Origin of the sequence: Amycolatopsis sp. 195334CR (genome assembly GCF_017309385.1) — a bacterium.
Lineage (GTDB): Bacteria > Actinomycetota > Actinomycetes > Mycobacteriales > Pseudonocardiaceae > Amycolatopsis.
The window spans coordinates 2825194-2847994 of record NZ_JAFJMJ010000001.1; the positions used below are offsets into that span (position 1 = coordinate 2825194).

Consider the following 22801-nt stretch of genomic DNA (forward strand, 5'->3'; position numbering starts at 1 on the left):
TCAGAGCGCGTGCCCGCCCGCCACCTGCACCACCTGGCCGGTGATCCACCTGGCCTGGTGCGAGGCGAGGAAGACCACCGCGTCGGCGATGTCCTCCGGCAGCCCCTCGCGGCCGAGCGGCACGATCCGGCGCACCTCGTCGAGCAGGTCGGCGTCCATCCAGCCGGTCTGCACCGGGCCGGGCGCGACCGCGTTGACCCGGATCCCGGCGCCCGCGAGGTCGAGCGCGGCGGCCCGGGTGAACGCCTCCAGCGCGGCCTTCGACGTGCCGTACCCGAGCTGACCGGGGAAGGCGCGGGCGGCGTCGGTGGAGATGTTGACCACGCACGGCGGGGTGCCGCCGCGGTGGCGGCGGGCGACTTCCGCGGTGAGCAGCGCGGGCGCGATCGCGTTGACCCAGTAGTGCCTGCTCAGGCTGCCGCCGTTGATGGTCTCGATGGTGTCCGGCGTTTCGCAGTGCGCGGCGTTGTTGACCAGCACCTCGACCGGGCCGAGCTGGGCCTCGATCCGGTCGAGCAGGCGCACCGGCGCTTCGTCGTCGGCAAGGTCGGCTTCGAACGCTTCACCCTCGACCGGACTCACCGTGTGCGACCACTGCACACCTTCGGGTGGTTCTTCCTGATGACCCAGGTAGTGGACGGCGACGCGGGCGCCTTCGGCGGTGAAGGCGCGGGCGATCGCCGCGCCGATGCCGCTGGCGGCCCCGGTCACCAGCACCACGCGGTCGGCGAGGCCGGTATCGATCATGGGGCCGGACGATAGGGCGGATCGGGCCGGTCCCGCATCCCGGATTCGGCCAGTAGTTTGTTTTGCAAACTAAGGGCGTCTTCAACTAGTGTGCGCCCGTGAGCACCTTCGACGAGCTGACCGCGGTCCTGCTCGCGGTCGCCGACCACACCAGCTCGCGGATGGAGCGCACGCTCGCCGAGTTGTCCCTGACCGCCCCGCTCTCGCAGGCGCTCTACGCGATCGACCCGGACCAGTCGCCGCCCGCGATGAAGGTCCTCGCCGAACGGCTGCGCTGCGACCGCTCCAGCGTCACCTTCCTGGCCGACCGGCTGACCGAACGCGGCCTCGCCGAGCGCGTGCCCGGCCACCGCGACCGCCGGTCGAAGGCGCTGCAGCTCACCCCGGAGGGCGTGCGCGTGCGCACCGCCATGCTCTACGCGCTGACCGAGGCCTCCCCGCTGGCCAAGCTGAGCGACGCCGACCAGGGGATGCTCCTGCTCCTGCTGCGCCGCGCGCTAGCTGCGGCAGAGGGTTAGCGCGACCGGCCGGAAGCCGAGGTTCAGCCTAGGGCGGACCAGATCACCGATGACCTGGGCGAGGCAGGCCGACCAGTTCTGCCCGGCCGAGATCAGCAGGTGGCCCGGCTGGCCGAGCGCCAGGTTAAGCGCGTTCATCGCCGACCACGACCAGGTCCGGTCCGCGCTCCACAGCAGCGAGACCGGCAGCTCGCGCCGCGACAGGGCCTCGAGCGCCGGGCGCAGTGCCGACGCGCCGGTCGAATCGAGCAGCACCAGCCGCTGCACGGTGTGCAGGGTGGCGTGCGCGGTCCGGACGGCGACCGCCCCGCAGAGCCCGTGCCCGACCAAGGTGACCGGTTCACGGAGACCTGCCGAATGTAAAAATTCGGTCACCCATTCGGGATCGCTGCCCGGTTGCTCCGGGGCGAACACCCGGATACGGCGCGTAGTCATCATCTCGAGCGCCTGCCGGAACGCGGTGCCCTCGTCGTGCAGAAACACCACCGGCGTGCCGAAGCCACCCGTGGTGTAGCGGACCCGGCGACCACGGACCGTGGTGGTCAGTTCTTCCAGTCCCATCGAACGTCCCCCTCGTATCGCTTAGAGGAGGCGCGAAAGCGGCCGCAGATACCACCAGGATCTAACCCCGACGGGTGACACCGAGTGGGTGAGCTGGCATTATGCCGGTCACCGTGGTCGGGGACGAAGGGAGCACGGTGAGCACACAAGCCGCCCAAATCGACGACATCCGACTGGTCGCGCTGCCGAGTGCGGTCAGCTGTTCGGCGATGTTCGTCAGGTTCACGCTCGGGGAATGGTCCCTGGACCCGTTGATCGACCGGGCCGAGGAACTCGTCGCCCAGTTGGTCACCGCGTCGGTCGAGAGCGCCGCCCCGAGCACCCCCGGCTTCGTGCTGGTGCGGCTCCAGGTGCGCGGCGACTGCCTGGTCATCGAGGTCGAGGACGGGCAACCGCCGGAGACCGCGCCCGAGCTGGACGGTGACCACGCCGGCGTCGAGCCGCTGCGCAACGGCGGCAAGCGCATCTGGTGCGAGCTGCCGCTGCCGATCGGCATCACCGCGGGCGCGGTGTCGCTGCCCCGCCGCAACGTGCACCGCTCCTCCGTGCCGGAACCGCTGATGACCGGGGAACCGATCGGCGCGGACGCCGACTTCCTCGGCCGCATCCTCACCGGGCTGACCCGGACCGAGGCCTGACCCCGAGCACCACGCACGCGGCCGCGACCGCACCGGCCGCCGCCGCGCCCAGCGCGAACAACGGCGACGGTTCGTGCTCCAGCAGCACCGAGGCGAACAGCCACGCCGTCACGCCGAACACCGCGCCCAGCACCGGACCGGCCACCTTCGCCGCCCGCCAGCGCCGTCCCTGGCGCAGGGTGCGCAGGCCGGATTCGAGGTAGGCGGCGGCGAACAACGCGAGCAGCAGGCTGCCCGCCCCCATCGCGCTGGCCAGCGGGTGCTGCTCGGTGCGCAGGGTGAAGCGCTGCACCTCGACCGGTTCCCCCGGCCGGGACAACCGCAGCTCACCGGTCACCGCCCCGCCGACGATCCACCGCGACAGGCCCGGCTGCTCCACCTCGGTGACCAGGCGTCCCTCATCCGTGGTCTGCGCGGGTGCGGAAGCCGAGCCGAGCGGTACGTTGGCCGCGGCCAGGTCGAGCCGGACGTCGACCGGACCGTCCCCGGCGTTGCCGACCTCGATGGTGATCGGCCGGCTCAGGTTCACCGTGGCCGGGCCGGGCAGTGGTGCACCGGCGACGACGGTCGCCTCGTGTGCCACGTGCGGCAACCGGCTCGGGGAGAAGAACGCGAGTGCGAGGAGGGCCAGCAACGCCGCTACCGCACCGAAAACCGGCCACTTCGGGCTGGGTGAGATCGGCCGGGGCGTGGTCAGCGTCGGTGTCTTCGGCACCAGGTGCGGGGTCGCCAGCGCCGCGAGGACCCGGGGCGTCAGGTGCAGCACGGGCACCCCGGACCGCTCCAGCCAGCCCGGCCCGTAGACCGCCGTCGCCGCCGACGCGAGGTCGGCCGCAAACGTTTCCGCCTCGCGATACCGCCCGGGGAGCTCCCGCGCGATGCTGCGCATGACCACCGACGCCAGCGGCTCCGGCACTCCCCGGATCGGCTTCGGATCGGTGAACATGTGCTGCCGCATCATGCTCAGCGCACCCCGCGTGTTGTCGAACGGGATCTCGCCGCTGAGCAGTTCGTAGAGCACGGTCCCGGCCGAGTAGACGTCCGCCGCCGGGCTCAGCGCGTTGCCCATCGCCTGCTCCGGCGCGATGTAGGCCGGGGTGCCCTGCACCTCGCCGCCGTGCGTGACCAGGGTGGCGCCCTCGCTGATCACCTGCGCGATGCCGAAGTCCGCCACCTTCAGCACCCCGCCCGCGCTGAACAGCAGGTTCTTCGGCTTGACGTCGAGGTGCAGCACGCCGGCGGTGTGCGCGGCGTGCAGCCCGGCGAGCGTGGCCAGCAGGATCGCGCACGCCTGTTCGCCGGTGACCCGGCCCGCCGCGAAGCGGTGGTAGACCGTGCCGCCGTCCAGTTTCTCCATCACCAGCAGGCTGCCGCGCCCGGCGCGCACGTAGTCGTAGACCGGCACGATGTGCGGGTGGTCCAGGCTCGCCAGCACGCGGGCCTCGTGGTCGAACCGGTCGTTCAGGCCCGGTTTTCCGGCGATCTCGGCGGGCAGCTGCTTGATCGCCACCTGCCGTCCCAGCGAGCGGTGGACCCCGGCGTAGACCACGCCCATGCCACCGGACCCGATCTCCTCGCCGATCCGGTACTGCGGCAGCGCCGCGCTCAGTGCGGCCGGGGCGGTCATCCGGGGTAGCCCTCCGTCGTCGGGTCGATCGGCCTGGTGGTGATCGGGATGGTGGCGTCGTCGGCGGGCTGGGTGTGCGGGGTGAGGTATCCGAGCAGCAGCGCGATCGCCGCCGCGCCCAGCACCACCGGCACTTCGAGCGCGGGTTCCGGCGGCATCACCCGCAACACCGACAGCGTCACCACCGCGGTCAGGCCGGTGCCGAATCCGGCGGGCAGGAAGCGCAGGGCCCGGCGGGCGCGGCTGCGCGGGAGCCGGTGCCTGGCCAGTGCGAGCAACGCGGTCGCCCACGCGAGCACGGTCAGCGACAGCACGGCGAGGCCGAAGAGGCCGTACACCGACCAGAACGAGCCGCGGATGTCGGTGACCAGCGCGGCGCTCGCGGCCAGTTCGCGGTCGGCGTCGAGCAGTTCGACCGAACCGGGCAGCAGGCCCATCGCCTGCCCGTCCAGTTCGGCGAGGTCGAGCACGAGCGTCCTGGTGACGCGGGCGCCCGCCGGTACCTCGAACGGAACCGTGGTGTCGTAGGAGAAGAAGGTCAGCGCCAGCGCCACGCCGGAGACCCGCACGCTGCGCACCCGCACCGGCTGGGTGCCGCGGTTGATCGCGGTGAGCCCGAGTTCCACCGGTTTCGCCGGGTCGATGGTGACCGTGCGGTCCGCGATGTCCTGGCCGTCGACGGTCACCGCCACGGCCAGCGGCTCGTCCTGCGCGCTCGCGGGAATTGTTCCGATGAGTGAAAAAACCGCGGCGGAGACAACCGCGGCGGTCATGATGCGTCTCATCCGGTGGTCCCAGCCTCAGATTTGCCGACAGTGCGAAAATGCTACAACACACAAGGAACGCGGCATGCGGAAGATCTTTGCCACAGCAGCACTTTTTGGCCTCGTTGCGGGGTTTTCGCTGACCGGCACGGCGGCCGCGCAGGCGCCGTCGGTGAGTTTGAAACCGTCCAGCGGAATGGCAGGTAGTCAATTCACCATAGGCTGGTCTGGATTTGGAAAATGTCGAACAATCGCTTTCAGTTGGGACGGTGCGGGACTGGCTTCGGTGGTCGCCCCGCCGTCGAGCGGCTCGGTCGGCGCGACCGTGCCCGCCGGGGCCGCGCCGGGCGCGCACACCGTGCAGGGCGTGTGCGCGTCGCAGGAGCTGAGCGCCTCCGCGGTGTTCACCGTGGTCGGGCCGACCACCACCAAACCGCCGGTGACCACGACGAAGCCGCCGGTGGTGACCACCAAACCGCCCGTGGTGACCACCAAGCCGCCGGTGACCACAACGACTCCGCCGACCACGACCACCACGACGACAACCACCACGCCGCCGGTGGAGATCGAGACGCCCGAGTCGGTGCCCGAGGAACCACCGCCACCCGCCGACGGGGTGCTCCAGCTCGACCGCGCCACGGTCAACCCCGGTGACCCGCTGGTGGCCTCGGGCATCGGCTGCGATCCGGGCGCGAGGGTGGAGCTGACCTCGGAGGGCGAGCAGGTGGGCCGCGCGGTCGCCGACGCCGGGGGCGCCTTCGGCACCACCGTCGAGTTCACCCGGATCGAGCCGGGGAAGCACTGGGTGCTGGCCGACTGCGGCATCCGGCTGGCCGGCGCGGTCGAGCAGGTGCTGACCAGTTCGACCGGCGGCGGCAGTGCCGCGCTGGTGGTGCTGGTGTTCTTCGTGCTGGCCGGGATCACCCTGGTGCGGGTGCGCTGATCAACCGATCGGGGGACACCCGGCTGACTGCTCAGGTGATTCGCCGGGCCGCCGCGGCGGCGAGGCTGGGTTCCTCAGCAACGAGGGAGGGACCCGATGAGAAGGTTGACGGCCGTGTTCGCCGGCCTGCTGGCACTGTCCACAGTGTCCAGTCTGATCACACCAGCGGTCGCGGCGGGGGATCCGGCGGTGGTCCGCACGGACGCGGGCGCGGTGCGCGGCACGGTGACCGAGCAGGTGCGCACGTTCCAGGGGGTGCCGTACGCGGCCCCGCCGGTCGGCGGGCTGCGGTGGCGCGCTCCGCAGCCGGTCCGGCCGTGGACCGGCGTCCGCGACGCCACCGCGCCGGGCAGCGTCTGCCCGCAGGACAAGAATCCCGAGGCACCCGGCGGCAGCACGAACGAGGACTGCCTGTACCTCAACGTGACCACGCCGACCGGCGGCGCGAAGCACAAGCCGGTGGTGGTCTGGACGCCCGGCGGCGGCTTCTTCATGGGCGCGGGCAGCAACTACGGCGCCCAGCGCATGGCCGAGCGCGGGGACGCGGTGGTGGTGACGATCAACTACCGCCTCGGCATCTTCGGCTTCTACGGCCAGCACGGCCTGCCCGGCTCCGGCACCTTCGGCCTGCAGGACCAGCAGGCCGCGCTGCGCTGGGTGCAGCGCAACATCCGCGCGTTCGGCGGTGATCCCGGCAACGTGACGATGGCCGGGGAGTCGGCGGGCGGGATGAGCACCTGCGCGCAGCTGACCTCGCCGTTGTCGGCGGGGCTGTTCCACCGTGCGATCATGCAGAGCGGCTCGTGCGACTTCAACTGGGCGGACGCGAGCCAGTACCCGAGCCAGAAGGCGGGCTCGTACTGGGTGCCGGAGGAGACGATCCAGGCCGACGGCGACGCGATGGCCGCCGAACTCGGCTGCGCCTCGGTCGACTGCCTGCGGGCGCGGCCGGCGGCCGAGCTGATGGGCCAGTTCACGCGGTTCACCAGTTCCGCGACGGGCACGCCGGTGCTGCCGACGGACCCGGGCCAGGCGTTGCGTGACGGGCGGTTCCACCGCGTGCCGGTCATCTCCGGCAACAACCACGACGAGGCGCGGAGCTACCTGATCGCCTTCGACGGCGGGAAGATCGACGCGGCGAAGTACCGGGAACTGCTGGTCGCCATGGCCGGGCCGGAGCAGGCGGCGCGGATCGCGGCGGAGTACCCGCTGTCGGCATACGAAAGCCCGGCGCACGCGTGGGCGGCGGTGACCACCGACCGGATCTGGTCGTGCACGCAGCTTTCGACCAGCCGGAAGCTGGCGCGCGAGGTGCCGGTGTACGCCTACGAGTTCGCCGACCGGCACTCGCCGCTGGCCGAGCTGACGCCGGGGCCGATCCCGCTGGGGGCCGCGCACACGATGGAGCTGCCGTACCTGTTCGCGCTCGGCGGGTACGAGTTCCCGCTGCGGCCCGATCAGCAGCGGCTGGCCGACCAGATGGTCGACTATTGGACCGCGTTCGCCCGCAGCGGTGACCCGAACGGTGCTGGTCGTCCACAGTGGACGCCAGGGCGGGCGCTCTCGCTGGCGCCGAGCGGGCAGGGTGGCATCCGCCCGGTCGACCTGGCCGCCGAGCACCACTGCGGGTTCTGGCAGACTTGACTTATATAAGCCGTTGCTGAGATAGTCGGCGGGTGCACGCGTTCGACGTTCTCGGTGACCCGGTGCGGCGCCGCATCCTGGAGCTGCTCGCCACCGGTGAGCAGACCTCGGGTGCGGTGACCGCGGTCATCAGCGCGGAGTTCGGGATCTCCCAGCCGGCGGTCTCGCAGCACCTGAAGGTGTTGCGGGAGAACGGGTTCGCGACCGTCCGTGCCGAGGGTACGCGCCGCCTCTACGCCGTCGACGCGACACCGATGCGCGAGGTCGACGAGTGGCTGGCGCACTTCCGCCAGTTCTGGAACCAGCGCCTCGACGCGCTGGGTACCGAACTGGCCAGGGGCAAGCGAGAACGGCGAAAGGGCAAGTCCGGTGATTGACATCGTCCACGAGATCAACGCGGTGCGCCGCGAAGTCGCCAACCGGCCGGGTGCCGACGGGGGTGAGGTGCGGGCGCTGAGCCTGACCCGCACCTACGACGCCGAGGTCGAGGACGTCTGGGACGCGCTGACCAGCGCGGAACGGATCGCGCGGTGGTTCCTGCCGATCACCGGTGAGCTGAAGGTGGGCGGCACGTTCCAACTGGAGGGCAACGCGGGCGGGGAGATCCGGCGCTGCGAGCCGCCGACGTTGTTCGAGGTGACCTTCGGGGACGAGAACAGCCTCGTGAAGGTGGAGCTGTCCGCCGGCGAGGGCGCGACCACGGTGCTCGTGCTGGAGCACACCGTGCCGGCCGGGATCTTCCCCGATTCGGGCACGCTTTCGGTGGGGCCCGGCTGGGACCAGGCCGTGCTCGGCCTCGCCCGCCACCTCGGCGGCGAATCGTTCGATGACCCCGCCGCCGAGCACGACACGCCGGAGTCGCGTGCCTACGCGGGCGCTGCGGTGGACGCCTGGGCCGCCGTCCTGGACGCCGAAGGCCGCGTCGGCGCGGACGAACTCAAGACCGCCGCGGCCGAGGCCATGGAGCACTACAACCCTTCGTCCTGAGCCTCCGCGACGTTGGGGCGTTACGGTCTGTCGTCCGGCTTCCGCGAGGTTGGGGCTTTACGGCTTGTCGTCTCCGGCTTCCGCGAGGTGCTTCAGCCGGGCGAGGCGGCTGTCCCAGTTCTCCGCCAGTAGCCGCCCGGTGACCAGGCTCGCGCTTCCACCACGCAGGACGGCAGGTGCTCAGTGTTTCAATCCACTGTGGACCGGTTGCGCGAGTCGAGCCCGGCGAGGGCGAGATCGCCTGCCCGCCGCATGGCTTCCTGGGTGGCCTGGGGGTCGTCGCCGCGGCCACGCGAGGCGGCGATGGCCATCTTGATCGCGCCCACCAGCGCCCCGACCATGGCGGCCGCCTCGACCAGGTCCAGTTCGGCCGGGCACGCGCGGTGCAGCGCGTGGGCGAGCCGTCGCTGCGTGTCGAACAGCAGGTGCAGTTCCCGCGCCCGCAACGCGGGGACCGAATCGATCAGCCGCGCCCGGTCGAAGTCGGTTTCGTCGGCCAGCTGGAACACGCTCTGCTCCAGCACCCGCCTCAGCAACTGCCCGGCACCCTCGCCGGGGCGACGCTGGTTCAGCAGCTCCAGCGACCGCGCGAGCCGCGCGCGGTAGTCATAGAAGACGATGTCGTCCTTGCTCTCGAAGTAGCTGAAGAAGGTGCGCGTGGAGATATCGGCCGTCGCGGCGATCTCCGCGACGGTGGTCTCGTCGAACCCCTTGTCGTGGAAGAGCCGGAGGGCGCCCCCGATGAGCGCCTTCCTGGTGCGCAGCTTCTTGCGCTCGCGCATGCCCAGTTCCAGCTCGTTCTCCACCCGGGGGAGCCTAGTGGGCGATCGCGATTAATCGTACCGACCGTGATTCCGGTGTGACTTCGGATCTCCGGGCCGGGCTCGGTGATCATCCGGATGTGCCGCCGCCCGGCGGTTCCTAACTTCGTGGCCATGAGAAAACGAGCAATCGTGGCGGGCGCGCTCGCCCTCACCGCACTCGCCGCACCGGCCGCCACCGCCGAACCCGGGTCCGTGTTGCCGGAACCGGGCGGGCGGTACGCGGTCGGCGTCACCGAACTGCACTTGGTCGACCACGCGCGCCAGGACCCGTGGGTGCCGGGTGCGGTGCGGGAGCTGATGGTCACCGTCCGCTATCCCGCGCTGCCCAGTGGAAAGCCGCGCGCGCCGTACCTGCCGCCCGGTGTCGCCGCGGCCGCGGCTGAAGAGGACGGTCGCCTGATCGGCGTCGACCCGGCCGAGTTCGACTACGGGTTCGCCACGCACTCCCGCACCGGCGCCCCGGCCTTCGGGCACCAGCCCGTGCTGCTCCACTCGCCCGGGGCCAAGCAGTCCCGCGCACTCGGCACCGCGCAGGCGGAACACCTGGCGAGCAAGGGATACGTGGTGGTGGCGATCGACCACACGCACGAGGCGGTGGCGGTCGAGTTCCCCGGTGGCCGGGTGGCCGGGCACGCCATGCCACCACGCACCATCGAGGTGGCGAAGCAGATGATGGCGACCAGGGTGCAGGACACCAGCTTCGTGCTGGACCAGCTGGAAGTGCTGGCACGCGGCGGAAATCCCGACGCCGCCCACCGGCGGTTGCCGCCGGGGCTCGGCCGGGCGCTGGATCTCGACCGGGTGGGCATGTTCGGCCATTCGGGGGGCGGGTTCACCGCCGGGGAGACCATGGTGACCGATCGCCGCGTCGACGCGGGTGCCAATCTCGACGGCAGCATGGCCTACCACCAGGAGAACCGCGATTTCGGTCGCGTGGCCGACGAAGGTCTGGACCGCCCGTTCCTGCTCATGAGCGCGGGCGACCACAGCGCGGCGTCGGACCTGTCGTGGCAGGAGTTCCTGCGCCACCACCGCGCCTGGGTGCGGCAGCTGCACCTGCCGGCCGGTGAGCACTTCGGCTACACCGACCAGCAGGTGCTGGCGCCGCGGCTGGGCGTGGACACCACGCCGTTCCTGGGCACGGTGGACCCGGCTCGCAGCATGGCCTCGCAACGCGCCTACCTGACGGCTTTCTTCGACGAGCACCTGAAGCACCGCCCGCAACCGCTGTTCGACGGGCCGTCGCCGCGGCACCCCGACTTCGAGTTCAGGGGCTGAGCACGGGGTCCGGCGGGATCCGGTCCCGGTCGATGGTGAAGGTGGCGAGGAAGTAGTTCGCGGTGACGCAGGTCGTGCCCTCGCCACCGGTCGCCTTCGCGGTCAGCGTCCGGTGGTCGACGACCAGCACCGCGGCCAGTTCGGCGCAACCGGACAGCACGAAGGCGAACCCCCGGCGGCGCTGCGGTGGCCTGCTCTCCAGCGTGGCGCCCGCGCGGACGAGGTTCGCGCTGCCCGCGCGCTCCAGCGCCTGGTACAGGTCCTGCGCGTGGTCGGTGCCGAGTTCCGCGTGCCGGAGGTCGACCGGACGGCTGCCGAGCGCGATGAACTCCTCCAGCGTGCCGGGCCCGTCCGGGGCCAGCGGTGGCTTGCCGCCGATGGTCCGGACGCCGCGCACGGCGTCGGCGTTGACGGTGAACTGCGCGATCCAGCCGTCCGCCTGGGCGCAGTCGACCTCGTCCTCCTCGATGAAGCGGGCGTGCAGGTCGTCGCCGGTCCGGACCAGTTCGGACTGCTCCGGCAGCGTGCAGCCGCTGCCGGAGACCACCACGTAGTGGCTGCCGGGCCGGGCGGTCACCTGGTGCCCGAGCGTCGAGCCCCGGCCGTACCAGCCCTGGAACACCCCGGTGTCGATCGGCCGGTCGCTCAACGCGCCACCGGACTCGGGCACCCCGGGCACCACCGCGACGTCGGCGGGCAGCGCGTCGCCGCCATCCGCTCCACACCCCGCGAGGAGGAGCAGGACCAGCACCACCCGAGCAGTTTTCATGCCACCAGGACGGTAGCGGGTCACCGCCCGGTTGCCTGCTCGGGGAGGTCGGCCAGATCGAGCACGAACCGATACCGGACGTCGTTGCGCGCCAGGCGGTCGAGTGCCTCGTTCACCTGCGCCGACGGCAGCAGTTCGATGTCGGCGGTGATGCCGTGCTCGGCGCAGAAGGCCAGCATGGCGGCCGTCGCGGGCAGGCCGCCGCTGCCCGCGGAGCTGAGCTTCTTGCGGCCCACGAGCAGATCCATCACCTCCACGGTGACCTGCCCGAGATAACCGACCTGGCTGAGCGTGCCGTCCATGGCGACGGCCTTCAGGTAGGGCGCGAGGTCGTGCGGTGCCGAGATCGTGTCGATCACCACGTCGAACCGGTCGCGCACCCCACCCATTTCCGTGGTGAGCAGGAGATCGCGGGCCCCGAGCGCGGCGGCGTCCCCGGCCTTGTCCGCCGAGCGGCTGATGACCGTGGTTTCGGCGCCGAGCGCCACGGCGAACTTGACCGCGAGGTGCCCGAGACCGCCCAGTCCGGCCACCGCGACCCGGGTGCCCGGCCCGACTCCGAGGTGGTGCAACGGTTCCCACACGGTGATCCCGGCGCAGAGCAGCGGTGCGGTCGCCGCGGGATCGAGGCCGTCGGGCAACCGGTGGGCGAATCGCTCGCGGACGACGTACTCACGCGAGAAGCCGCCCAAGGTGGTCGAACCGTCGTGGCGATCGGTACCGCCGTAGGTCAGCGTGGGGAACTCGTGGCAGAAGTTCTCCTGTCCCGCACGGCACATCGCGCATTCGCCGCACGAGTCGACGATGTTGCCGACCGCGACCGGATCACCGGCGGCAAAGCGGGTCACCTCGGGACCGGCGGCGGTCACCACGCCGGTGAACTCGTGCCCGGGCACGAGGGGCGCGGTTCCGCTGTGCGCGCGGAGGCTGTGCAGATCGGTGTGGCAGACACCGCAGTAGTCCACGCGGACCGCGATGTCGTCGGCACGCAGGTCGCGTCGGTCGAGGCGGACCTGGCGCAGGAGCTGGCCGTCGGCCAGCCAGCCGAGGGTGGGGCGCATGGGGACTCCAAATCAAACAGACTGTTCGGTCTATTTCACCGTAGCAGCTATCCAGACCGACTGTTCTGTTTGATAGCCTGACCAGCATGGATGAGCCTTCCCTGACGGCGCGCGGGGCAGCCACCCGGCAGCGCATCCTCGACGCGGCCACCCGGGAGTTCGCCGAGCACGGCATCGCCGGTGCCCGCGTCGAGCGCATCGTGGCCGCGGCGCGGACCAACAAGGCGCAGCTCTACGGCTACTTCGGCAGCAAGGACGGCTTGTTCGACGCGATCTTCTTCGGCTCGCTGGAGCGGATCACGAACGTGGTCCGGATCGACGCCACCGATCTGGCGGACTGGGCGGTCCGGCTCTACGACGAGTACCTGCGGCGCCCCGACCTGATCCGGTTGGCCACCTGGGCCCGGCTGGAGCGGCGCCCGGCCGGTCACCTGGTGGCGGACGCGGACCGGCTCGACGGGGTCAAGCTCGGTGCCATCGCCGACGCGCAGGCGGCAGGCCTGGTCCGCGACGGCGACCCGTTCGACCTGATGGCGATGGTCATCGCGATGTCGATGGCGTGGTCGCCGGTGAGCAACGTCTACGCGGCCACCGCGGACGAACCGGAGGAGGTGCACGAACGCCGCCGCGCGCTGCTCCGGGAAAGCGTCCGGCTGGCGGTGCAACCACGCTGAATGCCAGTACCGGGACCACGCGAAGCTGTAGCATCAGCGGGGCCAGCGCGGTCGCCGTCGCTGTCCTGCTATTGGGAGGTAGCTCGAATGCACACCCCGTCCGCACAGTCCGCTCCGCAGTCGCTGGAGCCCGGTGACCCGGTCCGGGAAGCGGTGCTCCGCGCCGCCACCGCGCCGCTCGGCGAGGTGTTCGGCGATCTCGCCCAGGTGGTGGTGAACAGCCTCACCCGCGTCGGACCGTGGGTGTTCCTGCAGGGCAACATGCACGGCCCGGACGGGGGCAGGCCGAACTTCGCCGGTACCTCGTACGGGGCGCGCCAGGCCGACGGCGCGATGTCCGACGTCTACGTCGCGCTGCTCCACAAGGAAGCGAACGCGGTCGCCGACGCGCGGTCGTGGAGGCTGGTCGCGCACGCCATCGGCCCGACCGACGTGGCCTGGCTGACCTGGCCGGACGAGTACGAGGCCCCGCGCGCGGTCTTCGGCTTCTGAGTTCCCCGCACCGTCCGGCGAGGCAGCCTCGCCGGACGGTGCGTCAGGCCGCTCAGCCCGGCGGGGTGAGGACCTTCACCAGGCCGCCGCCGCCACCCATGCTGATCTGCTGCGAGCCGTCCGGGTTGATGTTGTTCGAGCCGATGAACTGGCCGTCGCCGGCGTAGAGCACCACGTGCCCGCCGCCGTTCGAGATGACCACGTCGCCCGGCTTCGCCTCGGACAGCGGCACCGACTTCCAGCCGTCCGCCTCGAGGTTGGCGGTCAGGCCCGCCACCGACGCGCTCGCCTGGCCCTTGTCGATCAGGCCCGCCGCCTCCAGGCAGCCGGAGACGAAGTTCGCGCAGTTGACGTTGTTGGGCACCCACGACTGCATCGCCGGGAGTTCACCGCTGCCCTTGAGGTCGCCCGCGTTGCGGCCGAGGAACTGCTCGGCGATCTTGGCCGGGTTGTCCCCGCGCGCGTCGATCGGCTTGGCCGGCCGCCCGTCGCCGGGCACCCCGGCCGGCGATCCACCGCCGCCGCCGTAGTCCCCGCCACCGCTGCTGCTCCCGCCACCGCTGTAGGACGGCGCGTTGCCGCCGTTGCCGACGGGCGTGGAGCCCGCGCTGGAGGCGGTGGTGGTGCTGCCGGTGTCGGCGGGCACGAGCGAGACGAAGCCGTCGTCGATCTGCAGGCCGAGCGGCTTGAGAAGGTCGTCGATCTCCTTCTCGGCGGCGTCCAGCGCCTGCTCGATCTCGTCCTTCTTGCCGTTGGAGTCTTTTTCGTTCAGCTGGCGCAGCCGCTCGATGTCGGCCGCGGCCGCCTCGATCTCGCTGTCCTCGGTCGCGCTGTTCTTCCGCTTGCGGGCGGCGTCGATCAGGTTGCGGTTGTCCGCGTCCTTGTCGTTCGCTTCCTGGGCGAGCTGGGCGACCTTCTGCTTGACGTTCTCCAGGATCTCGGAGACGCGCTGGAGGATGTTCTTGGCCGCCTCGGCCTTGTCGCTGACCTTGTAGCTGGCCTTGCCGAGCTGCTCGAGGTGGTCGGCGACGGCGTCGGCGTCCTTGCCCTCCCAGTTGCGCAGCACGTCGTCGCGGAAGATCTTGAGGTCGTCGCCGAGGTCACTGGCGCTGGTGGCGGCCCCGCCGACCTTCTCGGCCTGGTCGTTGACGGCTCTCGAATTGAGCTTTTCGGCCTGCTGGGCGTGCTGGTCGATGGCGTCCATGGATTTCGGACGGTCCTGCGCCGGGTCGTCGAGCGGGCTCAACTGCTGTCCTGCGGTGGTCATCGGTTATCCCCTGGTTTCCCGTCCTGATCCGATCAAGCCTGCTCGCGGCCGCTGCCGAGGGTGTGGATGACCGCGTCCTCGTCGTTGCGCATGCGCTCGGCGGCGATGGACAGGGCCTGCGACGCCGCCTCGACCAACCCGGCGGCGGCGGTGAACTCGCTGTTCACGCCGCTGTAGAACCCCTTCGTCGCCTGACCGGCGTTGGCCGCGTTCTTCAGCGAGCCGTAGGCGCCGCCGGGGTCGCCGTCGCCGAGGTCGGTGCCCGCCGTGGTGAAGCGGTCCTGCAGCGCGCCGACCTTCTTGGCCAGCTCGGCGATCTGATCCGGGTCGAAACGGCGGGTCATGAGTGTTCCCTCCAGAGGCTGCTTTGCCACTCAGTCTAGGAACTCGCCCCACCCCGCGCGCGGGTTTCCGGAAACGCGCTGGTGCCCGAGGTATCCGCGCAGGTCAGAACGCTGCGCCAAGACGCCGATCGAGTGGGCCGCCTGGGGCTCGAACCCAGAACCTACGGATTAAAAGTCCGCAGCTCTACCAATTGAGCTAACGGCCCGTACTCGTGAGTCTAGCGGGCCGGGGGCCGGTGCCGAGCAGGGTGGGTCCGGCCGGTGCCCATGCGGTGTCCACAAAGGACCAGAGGGCCGGGTTGACGCGGCCGGGCGGCGGGGTCAGGGTGGGGCCATGAGCGCCTCGGGGGACACCATGGGCCTGGCCGTGCGCGAGCGCGCCGACTTCGCCGACTTCCTCGCCACCCTCACCCCGGCGCAGTGGGCCGCGCCCAGCCTGTGTGCACAGTGGACCGTGCGTGAGCTGGTCGCGCACACCACCAGCTACGACGAGCTGAGTTGGCCGGACACCCTCCGCCGGTTCGCCAGGGGCCGCTTCCGGCCCGGCCGGGTCAACGACCTCGGCGTCGCGGAGTACCTGCGTGAGCCGGACGAGCTGATCGCCCTGCTCCGCGCGCACCCCCGGCCGCGCGGGCTCGCGGCCGGCTTCGGCGGCATGATCGCGCTGGTCGACACCACCATCCACCACCAGGACATCCGCCGCCCGCTCGGGCTGCCGCGCGAGATCCCGGCCGAGCGGCTCCGCGCCGCCCTGCGGCTCACGCTCAGGGCCCCGCCCGTCGGCGCCTTCGCCCGGGCGCGCGGCCTCACCCTGGTCGCCACCGACGTCGACTGGCGGCACGGCCGCGGCCCCGAGGTCCACGGCCCCGGCGAGGCGTTGCTGATGGCGATGGCCGGGCGCGGGCACGCCCTGCCCGAACTGGGCGGGCCCGGGCTGCCCGTGCTCACCGCCCGGGTCTGACCCCGGCGAGCCATTCGACGCGGTCCCAGTGCCGGAGGGTGTAACCGGACTCGGCCAGTGCGTCGACGAAGACCTCGCCCGCCTGTTCGAGCGCCGGGTAGACCGAAAGCAGGCTCCGGCCCGCCACGCCGAACCGCGCGCCGTCGACGAGCAGGTCGACCAGGTGCTCGCCGTGCACGCGCTCGGCCACGGCGCGGGCGGTCTCGGCGTCGATCGGCCGGTCCAGGGTGCCGACGACGACGGTCAGGTTCCACGCGGCCGACCCGGTCGAGGTTTCGACGTGCGGCCAGTCTTCCGCTCGCGTGCGGGTTCGCGTCATGGTTCCACTTCCCCAGGGTGCTCGCCCGTCATCGTGCCACACGGGCGGCCCTACGAAAGTCCACAATGGACGTATACCGCGTGTCTACATCGGAATCTTCCGAGCCCGCCGGGAAAAATAACGCCGTTCCGGCGGGCTGCCGCCGGTCAGGCCGCGTTCTTCGCGAGGTAGCTCAGGATGATCAGCCCGGTGTCGTGCACCTCGACGCCGTTGTAGGTGAACTTTGCCTGCGGCGTGTCGCGGTAGAGCAGCTCCGAGGGCTGCGCCTTGCCCGAGAGCACCGGGTGCAGCCACAGCCGCAGCTCGTCGAACAGGCCGTTCTCCAGCAGCAGCCTGGTGACGTCGCCGAAGCCGTACTGCAGCAGGCTCGTGCCGGATTCCTTGATCTCGCGGACCCGCTCGACCACGTTCTCGCTGATCACCTCGGTGTTCGCCCACTCGGGCTCGGTCAGCGTGGTGGAGACGACGTACTTCTTGATGCTGTTCATCCGGTCGGCGAACTCGTCGGCGCCGGCCCGCGAGGACCACGCCGCGGCGAACCCTTCGTAGGTCTCGCGGCCCATGATCAACGCGTCGGCCTCGGCGAGCTGCACGGTGGCGGCCTTCTGGGCCTCCTCGCCGAAGTAGTCGAAGTGCCAGTCCATCATGTTGCTGATGTCGCCGTCGAGGGTCATGTAGGTGGCGCTGACGATCTTGCTCATCGGATGCTCCCGTGGCTCGGTGTCTCGGTGCGTTCGGTGATGCGTCGAGCGGGTCCGGGCGACATCGACAGCCTCGACGAACTTTTTTCCGCGACTTTCCGGTCACCGTGAGCTACGGCTGCTAGCAGAACGTACGTGTGCTTGCCGTTAGGCCATTTGGCCCTTAACTTTTGCCACGAGTCAACATAAGTTGTTCTCATTTCGTCGGAAGAACGATGTCCGTGCGCCGCTAGAGGGACGCCCGGGTCGAAAGGCGAGGCACGTGGCAATGGTGTCAACGATGTCAACGATGTCGCCACCGGGTCGATACGGCCGCGGGGCGCCCCGGGCTCCGGCATTTCCACTGACCGCCGCCGGGCCAGCCCCGGGCTGGTGGCAGCCGTGAGGAACCCCCGGAACCGCCCGGGCCGACGAGCCGCCGGGCCACCACCCGGCCTGGCCGGCCACCTGGCCACCACCGACGCGACGGGCCGCCAGGCCACCGCCCGCCCCGACCAGTCCTCGGACGAACACCCGACCTGACCAGCCACCCGGACCGGCACCCGGCCGACGAGGCCGACGAGCTGACCAGCCCGCGAGCCGGTGCCGGACCTGACGAAGCCCGCTACCCCGAGCCTCCCTCCCCGAAGTCCCCGAAACGGAGATCCGCCATGGACAAAGCCGCCCAGTCCGCTCGTTCCGGGCTGTCGCGACGCTCGATGCTGGCCACCGCCGCGGCCGGGGTGCTGATCCCGGGCATGGTGGCCGGCGCCGCCGCCCCGCACGCCGCGGCGGCGGCCGGGGTGACCCGCCGGGTCACCGTCTACGCCGAGCCGCTGCCCGGCGGCCAGTTCGGCTACGGCCTCGAACCGGGCAAGGCCACCATCCCCGGCCCGCTGCTGGAGATCTACGAGGGCGACACGCTGGAGATCGAGCTGGTCAACAACACCGACCAGCGGCTGTCCATCCACCCGCACGGGGTCAACTACGACACCAACTCCGACGGCGCCCCGCTGAACAACTCGTTCAACAAGCCGGGCGAGACCCGCACCTACATCTGGCGCACGCGCACGCAGTACAAGGCGGCCAACGGCTTCTGGATGCCGGGCAGCGCGGGCTACTGGCAGTACCACGACCACGCCATGGGCACCGACCACGGCACCGTCGGCCTGCAGAAGGGCCTCTACGGCGGGCTGATCGTGCGCAAGCGGGGCGACCTGCTCCCGAGCAGGCAGTACACCGTGGTCTTCAACGACATGCTGATCAACAACAAGGTCGCCCCGGACACCCCGATGTTCGAGGCCAACCAGGGCGAGCGCGTCGAGTGGATCTGCATCGGCCACGGCATCTTCCCGCACACCTTCCACCTGCACGCGCACCGCTGGGCGGACACCCGCACCGGGATGCTCAACGGCGAGAACGACCACGCCAACGTGATCGACAACAAGAACCTCGACCCCGGCGCCTCCTTCGGCTTCCAGGTGATCGCCGGCGAGGGCGTCGGCCCGGGCGCCTGGATGTACCACTGCCACGTCCAGAACCACTCGGACATGGGCATGGCGGGCATCTTCCTGGTCCGCAACCCCGACGGCAGCATGCCCGCCGGTGCGCAGGAGGCGATCGACCGGTTCAAGAACCACGACCACTCGGGCCACACGGCCGAGTCCAGTGCGACCGCGCACAGCAACCACTAGTTCCCAACCACAATGAAGGAGTCAGGGATGGGGCGAAGAGTTTCGACAGGCTGGTCGAAACGGCGACGATCGGCGGCGATGCTGGCCGTCGGGGCGGTGGTTTCGCTCGCGGCGCCACTGGCCACCTCGGTCGTGGCGCAGGCGCAGCCTGCCGCGACCGCGGCGGCACCGGTCTCCGTGCTGGTGTTCCACGGTCCGGTGGCGGACCAGAAGGACCCGGTGCAGCGGGCCAGTGACGCGATCGCGCGGCTCGGGCAGGACAACGGGATCACCGTGGTGTCCAGCTCGGACCCGGGCGTGTTCACCGCGGCGAACCTGGCCAACCACCGGGCCGTGGTGTTCCTCTCCGCGCAGGGCGTGACCCTGTCCACCGAGCAGGAAACCGCGCTGAAGAACTACATGAAGGCGGGCGGCGGCTTCGTCGGCCTGTCCGACGCGGCCAAGGCCCAGCCCAACTCGGACTGGTTCACCGGCCTGATCGGGGCTCGCCCGGCAGGCGCGCGCACGGCGATCACCGCCAGCGGCGAGAACCCGCCGAACGAGACCAAGGAAAAGCTGAACGACCGCGACCAGAACACCAAGTGGCTCGCGTTCGCCAAGTCCGGCTGGGTCAGCTACCAGCTGCCCGCCCCCGCCACGCTCACCAAGTACTCGATGACCTCGGCCAACGACTTCGCCGGCCGGGACCCCAAGGACTGGACCCTGCAGGGGTCGAACGACGGCCAGGCCTGGACCGACCTGGACAAGCGCACCAACGAGGACTTCCCCGAGCGCTTCCAGACCAAGACCTTCGAGTACGCCAACACCACCAGCTACGCGCACTACCGGCTGAACATCACCGCGAACTCCGGTGACACGGCCACCCAGCTGGCCGAGTTCGACGTGCACTACGACAACTCGCAGAACCCGCCGCCGCCGGAGCCCGCGCCGGCCGAGGCCACGGTCAACGTGCTCGACCGCCAGCACCCGGCGAACGAGGGCCTGCCGCTGAACTGGAAGCGGACCGACCGCTGGCTGAACTGGGAAGCGAACCCGGTCGGCCAGGTGCACACCATCGCCCAGGTCGAGGAGAAGGGGTACAACCCCGGCCCGACCGCCAACGGCCCGTTCCACCCGATCTCCTGGTGCCGCGACTACGACGGCGGCCGCTCCTTCTACACCGGGATGGGGCGCACCGAGGGCAGCTACGGCGAGGACCAGTTCCGCGGCCACCTGCTCGGCGCGCTGAAGTGGTCCACCGGCATGGTGCGCGGCGACTGCAAGGCCACCATCGCCTCGAACTACAAGATCGAGAAGCTGTCCGGGCAGAACGCCGCCGGGCAGATGGACCAGATCGGTGAGCCCCACGGGCTGACCATCGCGCCGAACGGCCGCGTGTTCTACATCGGCAAGGCCGCCTGCGCCACCGGCCCGGTGCCCAGCTGGGACAACCCGAACGTGGGCCTCGGCTGCGGCACGATCCACCAGTGGGACCCGGCCACCAAGCAGGTCAAGCTGCTCACCACGCTCAAGGTGATGGGCAACCGGGGTTCCGGGGACGAGCTGGTGAAGAACGAAGAGGGTCTGGTCGGCATGACGCTGGACCCGAAGTTCGCCGAGAACGGCTGGTTCTACGTCTACTGGATGCCGTACGAGTCCATCGACAAGGACAAGCGGATCGGCAAGCGCACGGTCTCGCGGTTCACCTACGACGCCGCGAAGGCCACCATCGACCAGGCCACCCGCAAGGACCTGCTGTCCTGGGACACGCAGATCCACAGCTGCTGCCACGCCGGTGGCGGCATGGCCTTCGACAAGGACGGCAACCTCTACATCGGTTCCGGTGACAGCAACTCGTCGCAGGGCTCGAACGGCTACTCCGGCAACAACTGGACCGCCGACTACAAGGGCGTCTCGTTCCAGGACGCGCGCCGCACCTCGGGCAACACGAACGACCTGAACGGCAAGATCATCCGGATCCACCCGGAGGCCGACGGCACCTACACCGTGCCGGCGGGCAACCTGTTCAAGCCGGGCACCGACAAGGCGCGCTCGGAGATCTACGTGATGGGCGTGCGGAACATCTCGCGCCTGCAGGTCGACCCGGTGACCAACTGGGTCACCGCCGGCTGGGTCGGTCCCGACGCGGGCTCGCCGAGCCCGGAGCTGGGCCCGGCGAAGTACGAGACGGCGACCGTGATCACCGAAGCGGGCAACCACGGCTGGCCGTACTGCATGGGCAACCGGCAGCCGTACCGCGACCGCAGCAGCTCCGACGCCGCGGTGCTGACCGGCTGGTACGACTGCAACAACCCGGTGAACACCTCGCCGCGCAACACCGGCCTGGTGAACCTGCCGCCGATCAAGGACAACATGATCTGGTACTCGCCCGACGGCGGTGGCCCGATCTTCCCGAACCGCCCGAACAGCTCCGTGCCGACCTACAACGCCGCGGACGCCACCTACACCCAGCCGTACCTGCGCGGTGGCGGTCAGGCGGTCATGTCCGGCCCGACCTACCACCACGAACTGGTGAACGCCAACAGCGGCGTGGCCTGGCCGGAGTACTGGGACAACAAGTGGTTCATCGGTGACCAGTCCAACTCGCAGAACCGCGTCGCGGTGACGGTGGACCCCAACGGGGTGCCCACGCAGCAGCCGCCCGCCTTCGCCGAGACGCTCCGCCAGATCATCCCCGGCGGCAGCGGCGACTCGAAGCTGCTCAGCTGGATGGACGCCAAGTTCGGCCCGGACGGCGCGCTCTACCTGCTGGACTACGGCAACGGGTTCTTCAGCCTCGACGCCAACCAGAAGCTGATCCGGATCACCTACACCGGCGGCGCGGCCACCCCGACGCCGGCGGCGACGAACACCAACGTGCAGAGCAAGCCGCTGACGGTGGCGTTCAACGGGCTCAAGTCCGGCGGCGTGGCCTGGGAGTGGGACTTCGGCGACGGCACCATGTCGACCGAGGCCAACCCCCGCCACACCTACACCCGCACCGGCCCGTTCACCGCGAAGCTGACCACCACCTACGCCGACGGCGAGAAGGTGGTCTCGCGGACCACGGCGAACGTCGGCTGCCTGGTCGCCGATCCCGGGGCCACGGTCACCATCGGGGACACCGACACCGCGGTGCCCAACCAGAACGCCGGTGGTGGCTGCAAGGTCGACGACATGATCGACGACGAGAGCACCTGGCCGACCAAGGCCGGCTTCATGGACCACGTCAAGAACGCGACGCGGAACCTGAAGCAGCTCGGGATCATCAACGACAAGCAGCGCGACAAGATCAACCAGATCGCGCAGGACTCGCCGATCGGGACGCCCGGCCACGTCGGGTACACCTCGATCTACGACGGGACCTCGCTCAAGGGCTGGGAGATGGCGCCGTCGGGCGAGTTCAAGATCCAGCCGGACGGTTCGCTGCGGCCCAGCGGCGGGCTGGGCATGCTCTGGTACGCCGGGCAGTCGTTCGCCAACTACTCGGTGAAGCTGAAGTTCAAGGACATCGCCCCGCAGGGCAGCGCCAACAGCGGTGTCTTCGTGCGGTTCCCCGACCCCCGGATCCCGCTGGACCAGCGGCCGCCGGGCAGCTGCGGCACCACCGGTTCCGCGGCCACGTCGCAGGCGTGGGTGGCCATCTACTGCGGTCACGAGATCCAGCTCTACGACGGGACCACCGGCGAACCGCAGAAGACGGGTTCGGTCTACAACTTCGACCCGAACCCGCTGGACGCCGCCGGCGTCACGCCCAAGGGCCAGTGGAACGAGTACGAGATCAAGGTTGTCGGCCAGCACTACACGATCATCCGCAACGGCAAGGTGATCAACGAGTTCGACAACAAGCCGGGACTGCAGTCGTCGCGGGCGGGCGACCCGCCCACGGACCTGCGGCAGTTCGCCGAGGGGTTCATCGGCCTGCAGAACCACGGTGACAACGACCTGATGGAGTTCCGCGACATCAGGGTGCGGCCGCTGTAACCGGTTGACCAGCTGGGCGGTGGCGCGGTGCGCCACCGTCCAGCCC

24 protein-coding genes and 1 tRNA gene are annotated in these 22801 nt (G+C 70.5%); 13 read left to right on the plus strand and 12 right to left on the minus strand.

Annotated elements, in window-relative coordinates:
* Complete coding sequence (locus JYK18_RS13805; RefSeq protein WP_206802457.1) at window positions 1-747, minus strand: SDR family oxidoreductase; 747 nt, start codon at window positions 745-747, stop codon at window positions 1-3.
* A gap of 98 nt (window positions 748-845) precedes the next feature.
* On the opposite strand from JYK18_RS13805, the gene JYK18_RS46655 reads away from it, so the two are divergent.
* The gene (locus tag JYK18_RS46655; RefSeq protein WP_206802458.1) at window positions 846-1265 is read left to right on the plus strand and encodes a MarR family winged helix-turn-helix transcriptional regulator; all 420 of its coding nucleotides are present in this window, start codon (window positions 846-848) and stop codon (window positions 1263-1265) included.
* Here the strand turns inward: JYK18_RS46655 and JYK18_RS13815 are convergent.
* Complete coding sequence (locus JYK18_RS13815) at window positions 1245-1826, minus strand: alpha/beta fold hydrolase (RefSeq protein WP_206802459.1); 582 nt, start codon at window positions 1824-1826, stop codon at window positions 1245-1247. The two genes, JYK18_RS46655 and JYK18_RS13815, sit on opposite strands and share 21 nt — an antisense overlap.
* A gap of 101 nt (window positions 1827-1927) precedes the next feature.
* Between JYK18_RS13815 and JYK18_RS13820 the strand changes: the two genes are divergently transcribed.
* Window positions 1928-2464: an ATP-binding protein gene (locus tag JYK18_RS13820; RefSeq protein WP_242579096.1), complete on the plus strand. Its 537-nt coding sequence runs from the start codon at window positions 1928-1930 to the stop codon at window positions 2462-2464.
* On the opposite strand, the gene JYK18_RS13825 is transcribed toward JYK18_RS13820, so the two are convergent.
* Both JYK18_RS13825 and JYK18_RS13830 read right to left on the minus strand, forming a co-directional pair.
* Window positions 2436-4091 carry a serine/threonine-protein kinase gene (locus JYK18_RS13825; protein ID WP_206802460.1) on the minus strand — a complete coding sequence of 552 codons (1656 nt, stop codon included), beginning with the start codon at window positions 4089-4091 and terminating at the stop codon, window positions 2436-2438. The genes JYK18_RS13820 and JYK18_RS13825 overlap by 29 nt on opposite strands.
* Window positions 4088-4864, minus strand: coding sequence for a hypothetical protein (locus JYK18_RS13830; protein WP_242579097.1), 777 nt, complete (start codon window positions 4862-4864; stop codon window positions 4088-4090). Before JYK18_RS13830 ends, JYK18_RS13825 begins: the two co-directional genes overlap by 4 nt.
* A gap of 277 nt (window positions 4865-5141) precedes the next feature.
* On the opposite strand from JYK18_RS13830, the gene JYK18_RS46660 reads away from it, so the two are divergent.
* The 4 genes from JYK18_RS46660 (at window position 5142) to JYK18_RS13850 (ending at window position 8429) form a co-directional block, all read left to right on the plus strand.
* Window positions 5142-5798 (plus strand): hypothetical protein, encoded by a 657-nt coding sequence (locus JYK18_RS46660; protein ID WP_242579098.1) that lies wholly within the window; start codon window positions 5142-5144, stop codon window positions 5796-5798.
* A 96-nt stretch (window positions 5799-5894) separates the two neighbouring features.
* Complete coding sequence (locus JYK18_RS13840) at window positions 5895-7442, plus strand: carboxylesterase/lipase family protein (protein WP_242579099.1); 1548 nt, start codon at window positions 5895-5897, stop codon at window positions 7440-7442.
* A gap of 32 nt (window positions 7443-7474) precedes the next feature.
* On the plus strand, window positions 7475-7819 hold the full coding sequence (locus JYK18_RS13845) for a helix-turn-helix transcriptional regulator (RefSeq protein ID WP_206802462.1): 345 nt from the start codon (window positions 7475-7477) through the stop codon (window positions 7817-7819).
* The gene (locus tag JYK18_RS13850; RefSeq protein ID WP_307795902.1) at window positions 7812-8429 is read left to right on the plus strand and encodes an SRPBCC family protein; all 618 of its coding nucleotides are present in this window, start codon (window positions 7812-7814) and stop codon (window positions 8427-8429) included. The genes JYK18_RS13845 and JYK18_RS13850 overlap by 8 nt, the downstream gene beginning before the upstream one ends.
* A gap of 188 nt (window positions 8430-8617) precedes the next feature.
* On the opposite strand, the gene JYK18_RS13855 is transcribed toward JYK18_RS13850, so the two are convergent.
* Entirely contained in the window at window positions 8618-9235 is a 618-nt protein-coding gene (locus JYK18_RS13855) for a TetR family transcriptional regulator (RefSeq protein WP_206802463.1), read from the minus strand.
* A 129-nt stretch (window positions 9236-9364) separates the two neighbouring features.
* Between JYK18_RS13855 and JYK18_RS13860 the strand changes: the two genes are divergently transcribed.
* The gene (locus tag JYK18_RS13860) at window positions 9365-10531 is read left to right on the plus strand and encodes a lipase (RefSeq protein ID WP_206802464.1); all 1167 of its coding nucleotides are present in this window, start codon (window positions 9365-9367) and stop codon (window positions 10529-10531) included.
* On the opposite strand, the gene JYK18_RS46665 is transcribed toward JYK18_RS13860, so the two are convergent.
* Window positions 10521-11300 (minus strand): hypothetical protein, encoded by a 780-nt coding sequence (locus JYK18_RS46665; protein ID WP_242579101.1) that lies wholly within the window; start codon window positions 11298-11300, stop codon window positions 10521-10523. The two genes, JYK18_RS13860 and JYK18_RS46665, sit on opposite strands and share 11 nt — an antisense overlap.
* Before the next feature lie 20 nt (window positions 11301-11320).
* Window positions 11321-12361 carry an NAD(P)-dependent alcohol dehydrogenase gene (locus JYK18_RS13870; RefSeq protein WP_206802465.1) on the minus strand — a complete coding sequence of 347 codons (1041 nt, stop codon included), beginning with the start codon at window positions 12359-12361 and terminating at the stop codon, window positions 11321-11323.
* An 86-nt stretch (window positions 12362-12447) separates the two neighbouring features.
* On the opposite strand from JYK18_RS13870, the gene JYK18_RS13875 reads away from it, so the two are divergent.
* Window positions 12448-13035, plus strand: coding sequence for a TetR family transcriptional regulator (locus JYK18_RS13875; protein WP_206802466.1), 588 nt, complete (start codon window positions 12448-12450; stop codon window positions 13033-13035).
* Window positions 13036-13122: 87 nt separating this feature from the next.
* On the plus strand, window positions 13123-13527 hold the full coding sequence (locus JYK18_RS13880) for a hypothetical protein (RefSeq protein WP_206802467.1): 405 nt from the start codon (window positions 13123-13125) through the stop codon (window positions 13525-13527).
* Window positions 13528-13579: 52 nt separating this feature from the next.
* On the opposite strand, the gene JYK18_RS13885 is transcribed toward JYK18_RS13880, so the two are convergent.
* From JYK18_RS13885 to JYK18_RS13895, 3 genes are all read right to left on the minus strand, one after another.
* Window positions 13580-14794: a peptidoglycan-binding protein gene (locus JYK18_RS13885; RefSeq protein WP_206802468.1), complete on the minus strand. Its 1215-nt coding sequence runs from the start codon at window positions 14792-14794 to the stop codon at window positions 13580-13582.
* A 32-nt stretch (window positions 14795-14826) separates the two neighbouring features.
* Window positions 14827-15138 carry a hypothetical protein gene (locus JYK18_RS13890; protein ID WP_206802469.1) on the minus strand — a complete coding sequence of 104 codons (312 nt, stop codon included), beginning with the start codon at window positions 15136-15138 and terminating at the stop codon, window positions 14827-14829.
* A gap of 133 nt (window positions 15139-15271) precedes the next feature.
* Window positions 15272-15344: transfer RNA gene (locus JYK18_RS13895), tRNA-Lys, on the minus strand.
* A gap of 128 nt (window positions 15345-15472) precedes the next feature.
* Between JYK18_RS13895 and JYK18_RS13900 the strand changes: the two genes are divergently transcribed.
* Window positions 15473-16099, plus strand: a complete 627-nt coding sequence (locus JYK18_RS13900; RefSeq protein ID WP_206802470.1) for a maleylpyruvate isomerase family mycothiol-dependent enzyme — start codon at window positions 15473-15475, stop codon at window positions 16097-16099.
* On the opposite strand, the gene JYK18_RS13905 is transcribed toward JYK18_RS13900, so the two are convergent.
* Together JYK18_RS13905 and JYK18_RS13910 are read right to left on the minus strand one after the other, a co-directional pair.
* The gene (locus JYK18_RS13905; protein WP_206802471.1) at window positions 16083-16418 is read right to left on the minus strand and encodes a hypothetical protein; all 336 of its coding nucleotides are present in this window, start codon (window positions 16416-16418) and stop codon (window positions 16083-16085) included. The two genes, JYK18_RS13900 and JYK18_RS13905, sit on opposite strands and share 17 nt — an antisense overlap.
* Before the next feature lie 146 nt (window positions 16419-16564).
* Entirely contained in the window at window positions 16565-17119 is a 555-nt protein-coding gene (locus JYK18_RS13910) for a dihydrofolate reductase family protein (RefSeq protein WP_206802472.1), read from the minus strand.
* A gap of 381 nt (window positions 17120-17500) precedes the next feature.
* Here JYK18_RS13910 and JYK18_RS13915 point away from each other — a divergent pair, with 381 nt between their 5' ends.
* The 3 genes from JYK18_RS13915 to JYK18_RS13925 all read left to right on the plus strand — a co-directional run bounded on the left by JYK18_RS13915 (window position 17501) and on the right by JYK18_RS13925 (window position 22755).
* Entirely contained in the window at window positions 17501-17641 is a 141-nt protein-coding gene (locus tag JYK18_RS13915; protein ID WP_206802473.1) for a hypothetical protein, read from the plus strand.
* A gap of 128 nt (window positions 17642-17769) precedes the next feature.
* Complete coding sequence (locus JYK18_RS13920; RefSeq protein ID WP_206802474.1) at window positions 17770-18792, plus strand: multicopper oxidase domain-containing protein; 1023 nt, start codon at window positions 17770-17772, stop codon at window positions 18790-18792.
* Window positions 18793-18870: 78 nt separating this feature from the next.
* Window positions 18871-22755 (plus strand): ThuA domain-containing protein, encoded by a 3885-nt coding sequence (locus tag JYK18_RS13925; protein WP_206802475.1) that lies wholly within the window; start codon window positions 18871-18873, stop codon window positions 22753-22755.
* The last annotated feature ends 46 nt before the right edge of the window (window positions 22756-22801 follow it).

What these genes read in the sequence shown, in the direction of transcription:
- JYK18_RS13805 (WP_206802457.1), bottom strand. Translation starts at nt 747, where the DNA reads ATGATCGATACCGGCCTCGCCGACCGCGTGGTGCTGGTGACCGGGGCC.
- JYK18_RS13815 (WP_206802459.1), bottom strand. Translation starts at nt 1,826, where the DNA reads ATGGGACTGGAAGAACTGACCACCACGGTCCGTGGTCGCCGGGTCCGC.
- JYK18_RS13820 (WP_242579096.1), top strand. Translation starts at nt 1,928, where the DNA reads ATGCCGGTCACCGTGGTCGGGGACGAAGGGAGCACGGTGAGCACACAA.
- JYK18_RS13825 (WP_206802460.1), bottom strand. Translation starts at nt 4,091, where the DNA reads ATGACCGCCCCGGCCGCACTGAGCGCGGCGCTGCCGCAGTACCGGATC.
- JYK18_RS13830 (WP_242579097.1), bottom strand. Translation starts at nt 4,864, where the DNA reads ATGACCGCCGCGGTTGTCTCCGCCGCGGTTTTTTCACTCATCGGAACA.
- JYK18_RS13840 (WP_242579099.1), top strand. Translation starts at nt 5,895, where the DNA reads ATGAGAAGGTTGACGGCCGTGTTCGCCGGCCTGCTGGCACTGTCCACA.
- JYK18_RS13860 (WP_206802464.1), top strand. Translation starts at nt 9,365, where the DNA reads ATGAGAAAACGAGCAATCGTGGCGGGCGCGCTCGCCCTCACCGCACTC.
- JYK18_RS46665 (WP_242579101.1), bottom strand. Translation starts at nt 11,300, where the DNA reads ATGAAAACTGCTCGGGTGGTGCTGGTCCTGCTCCTCCTCGCGGGGTGT.
- JYK18_RS13870 (WP_206802465.1), bottom strand. Translation starts at nt 12,361, where the DNA reads ATGCGCCCCACCCTCGGCTGGCTGGCCGACGGCCAGCTCCTGCGCCAG.
- JYK18_RS13875 (WP_206802466.1), top strand. Translation starts at nt 12,448, where the DNA reads ATGGATGAGCCTTCCCTGACGGCGCGCGGGGCAGCCACCCGGCAGCGC.
- JYK18_RS13880 (WP_206802467.1), top strand. Translation starts at nt 13,123, where the DNA reads ATGCACACCCCGTCCGCACAGTCCGCTCCGCAGTCGCTGGAGCCCGGT.
- JYK18_RS13885 (WP_206802468.1), bottom strand. Translation starts at nt 14,794, where the DNA reads ATGACCACCGCAGGACAGCAGTTGAGCCCGCTCGACGACCCGGCGCAG.
- JYK18_RS13890 (WP_206802469.1), bottom strand. Translation starts at nt 15,138, where the DNA reads ATGACCCGCCGTTTCGACCCGGATCAGATCGCCGAGCTGGCCAAGAAG.
- JYK18_RS13900 (WP_206802470.1), top strand. Translation starts at nt 15,473, where the DNA reads ATGAGCGCCTCGGGGGACACCATGGGCCTGGCCGTGCGCGAGCGCGCC.
- JYK18_RS13905 (WP_206802471.1), bottom strand. Translation starts at nt 16,418, where the DNA reads ATGACGCGAACCCGCACGCGAGCGGAAGACTGGCCGCACGTCGAAACC.
- JYK18_RS13910 (WP_206802472.1), bottom strand. Translation starts at nt 17,119, where the DNA reads ATGAGCAAGATCGTCAGCGCCACCTACATGACCCTCGACGGCGACATC.
- JYK18_RS13920 (WP_206802474.1), top strand. Translation starts at nt 17,770, where the DNA reads ATGGACAAAGCCGCCCAGTCCGCTCGTTCCGGGCTGTCGCGACGCTCG.
- JYK18_RS13925 (WP_206802475.1), top strand. Translation starts at nt 18,871, where the DNA reads ATGCTGGCCGTCGGGGCGGTGGTTTCGCTCGCGGCGCCACTGGCCACC.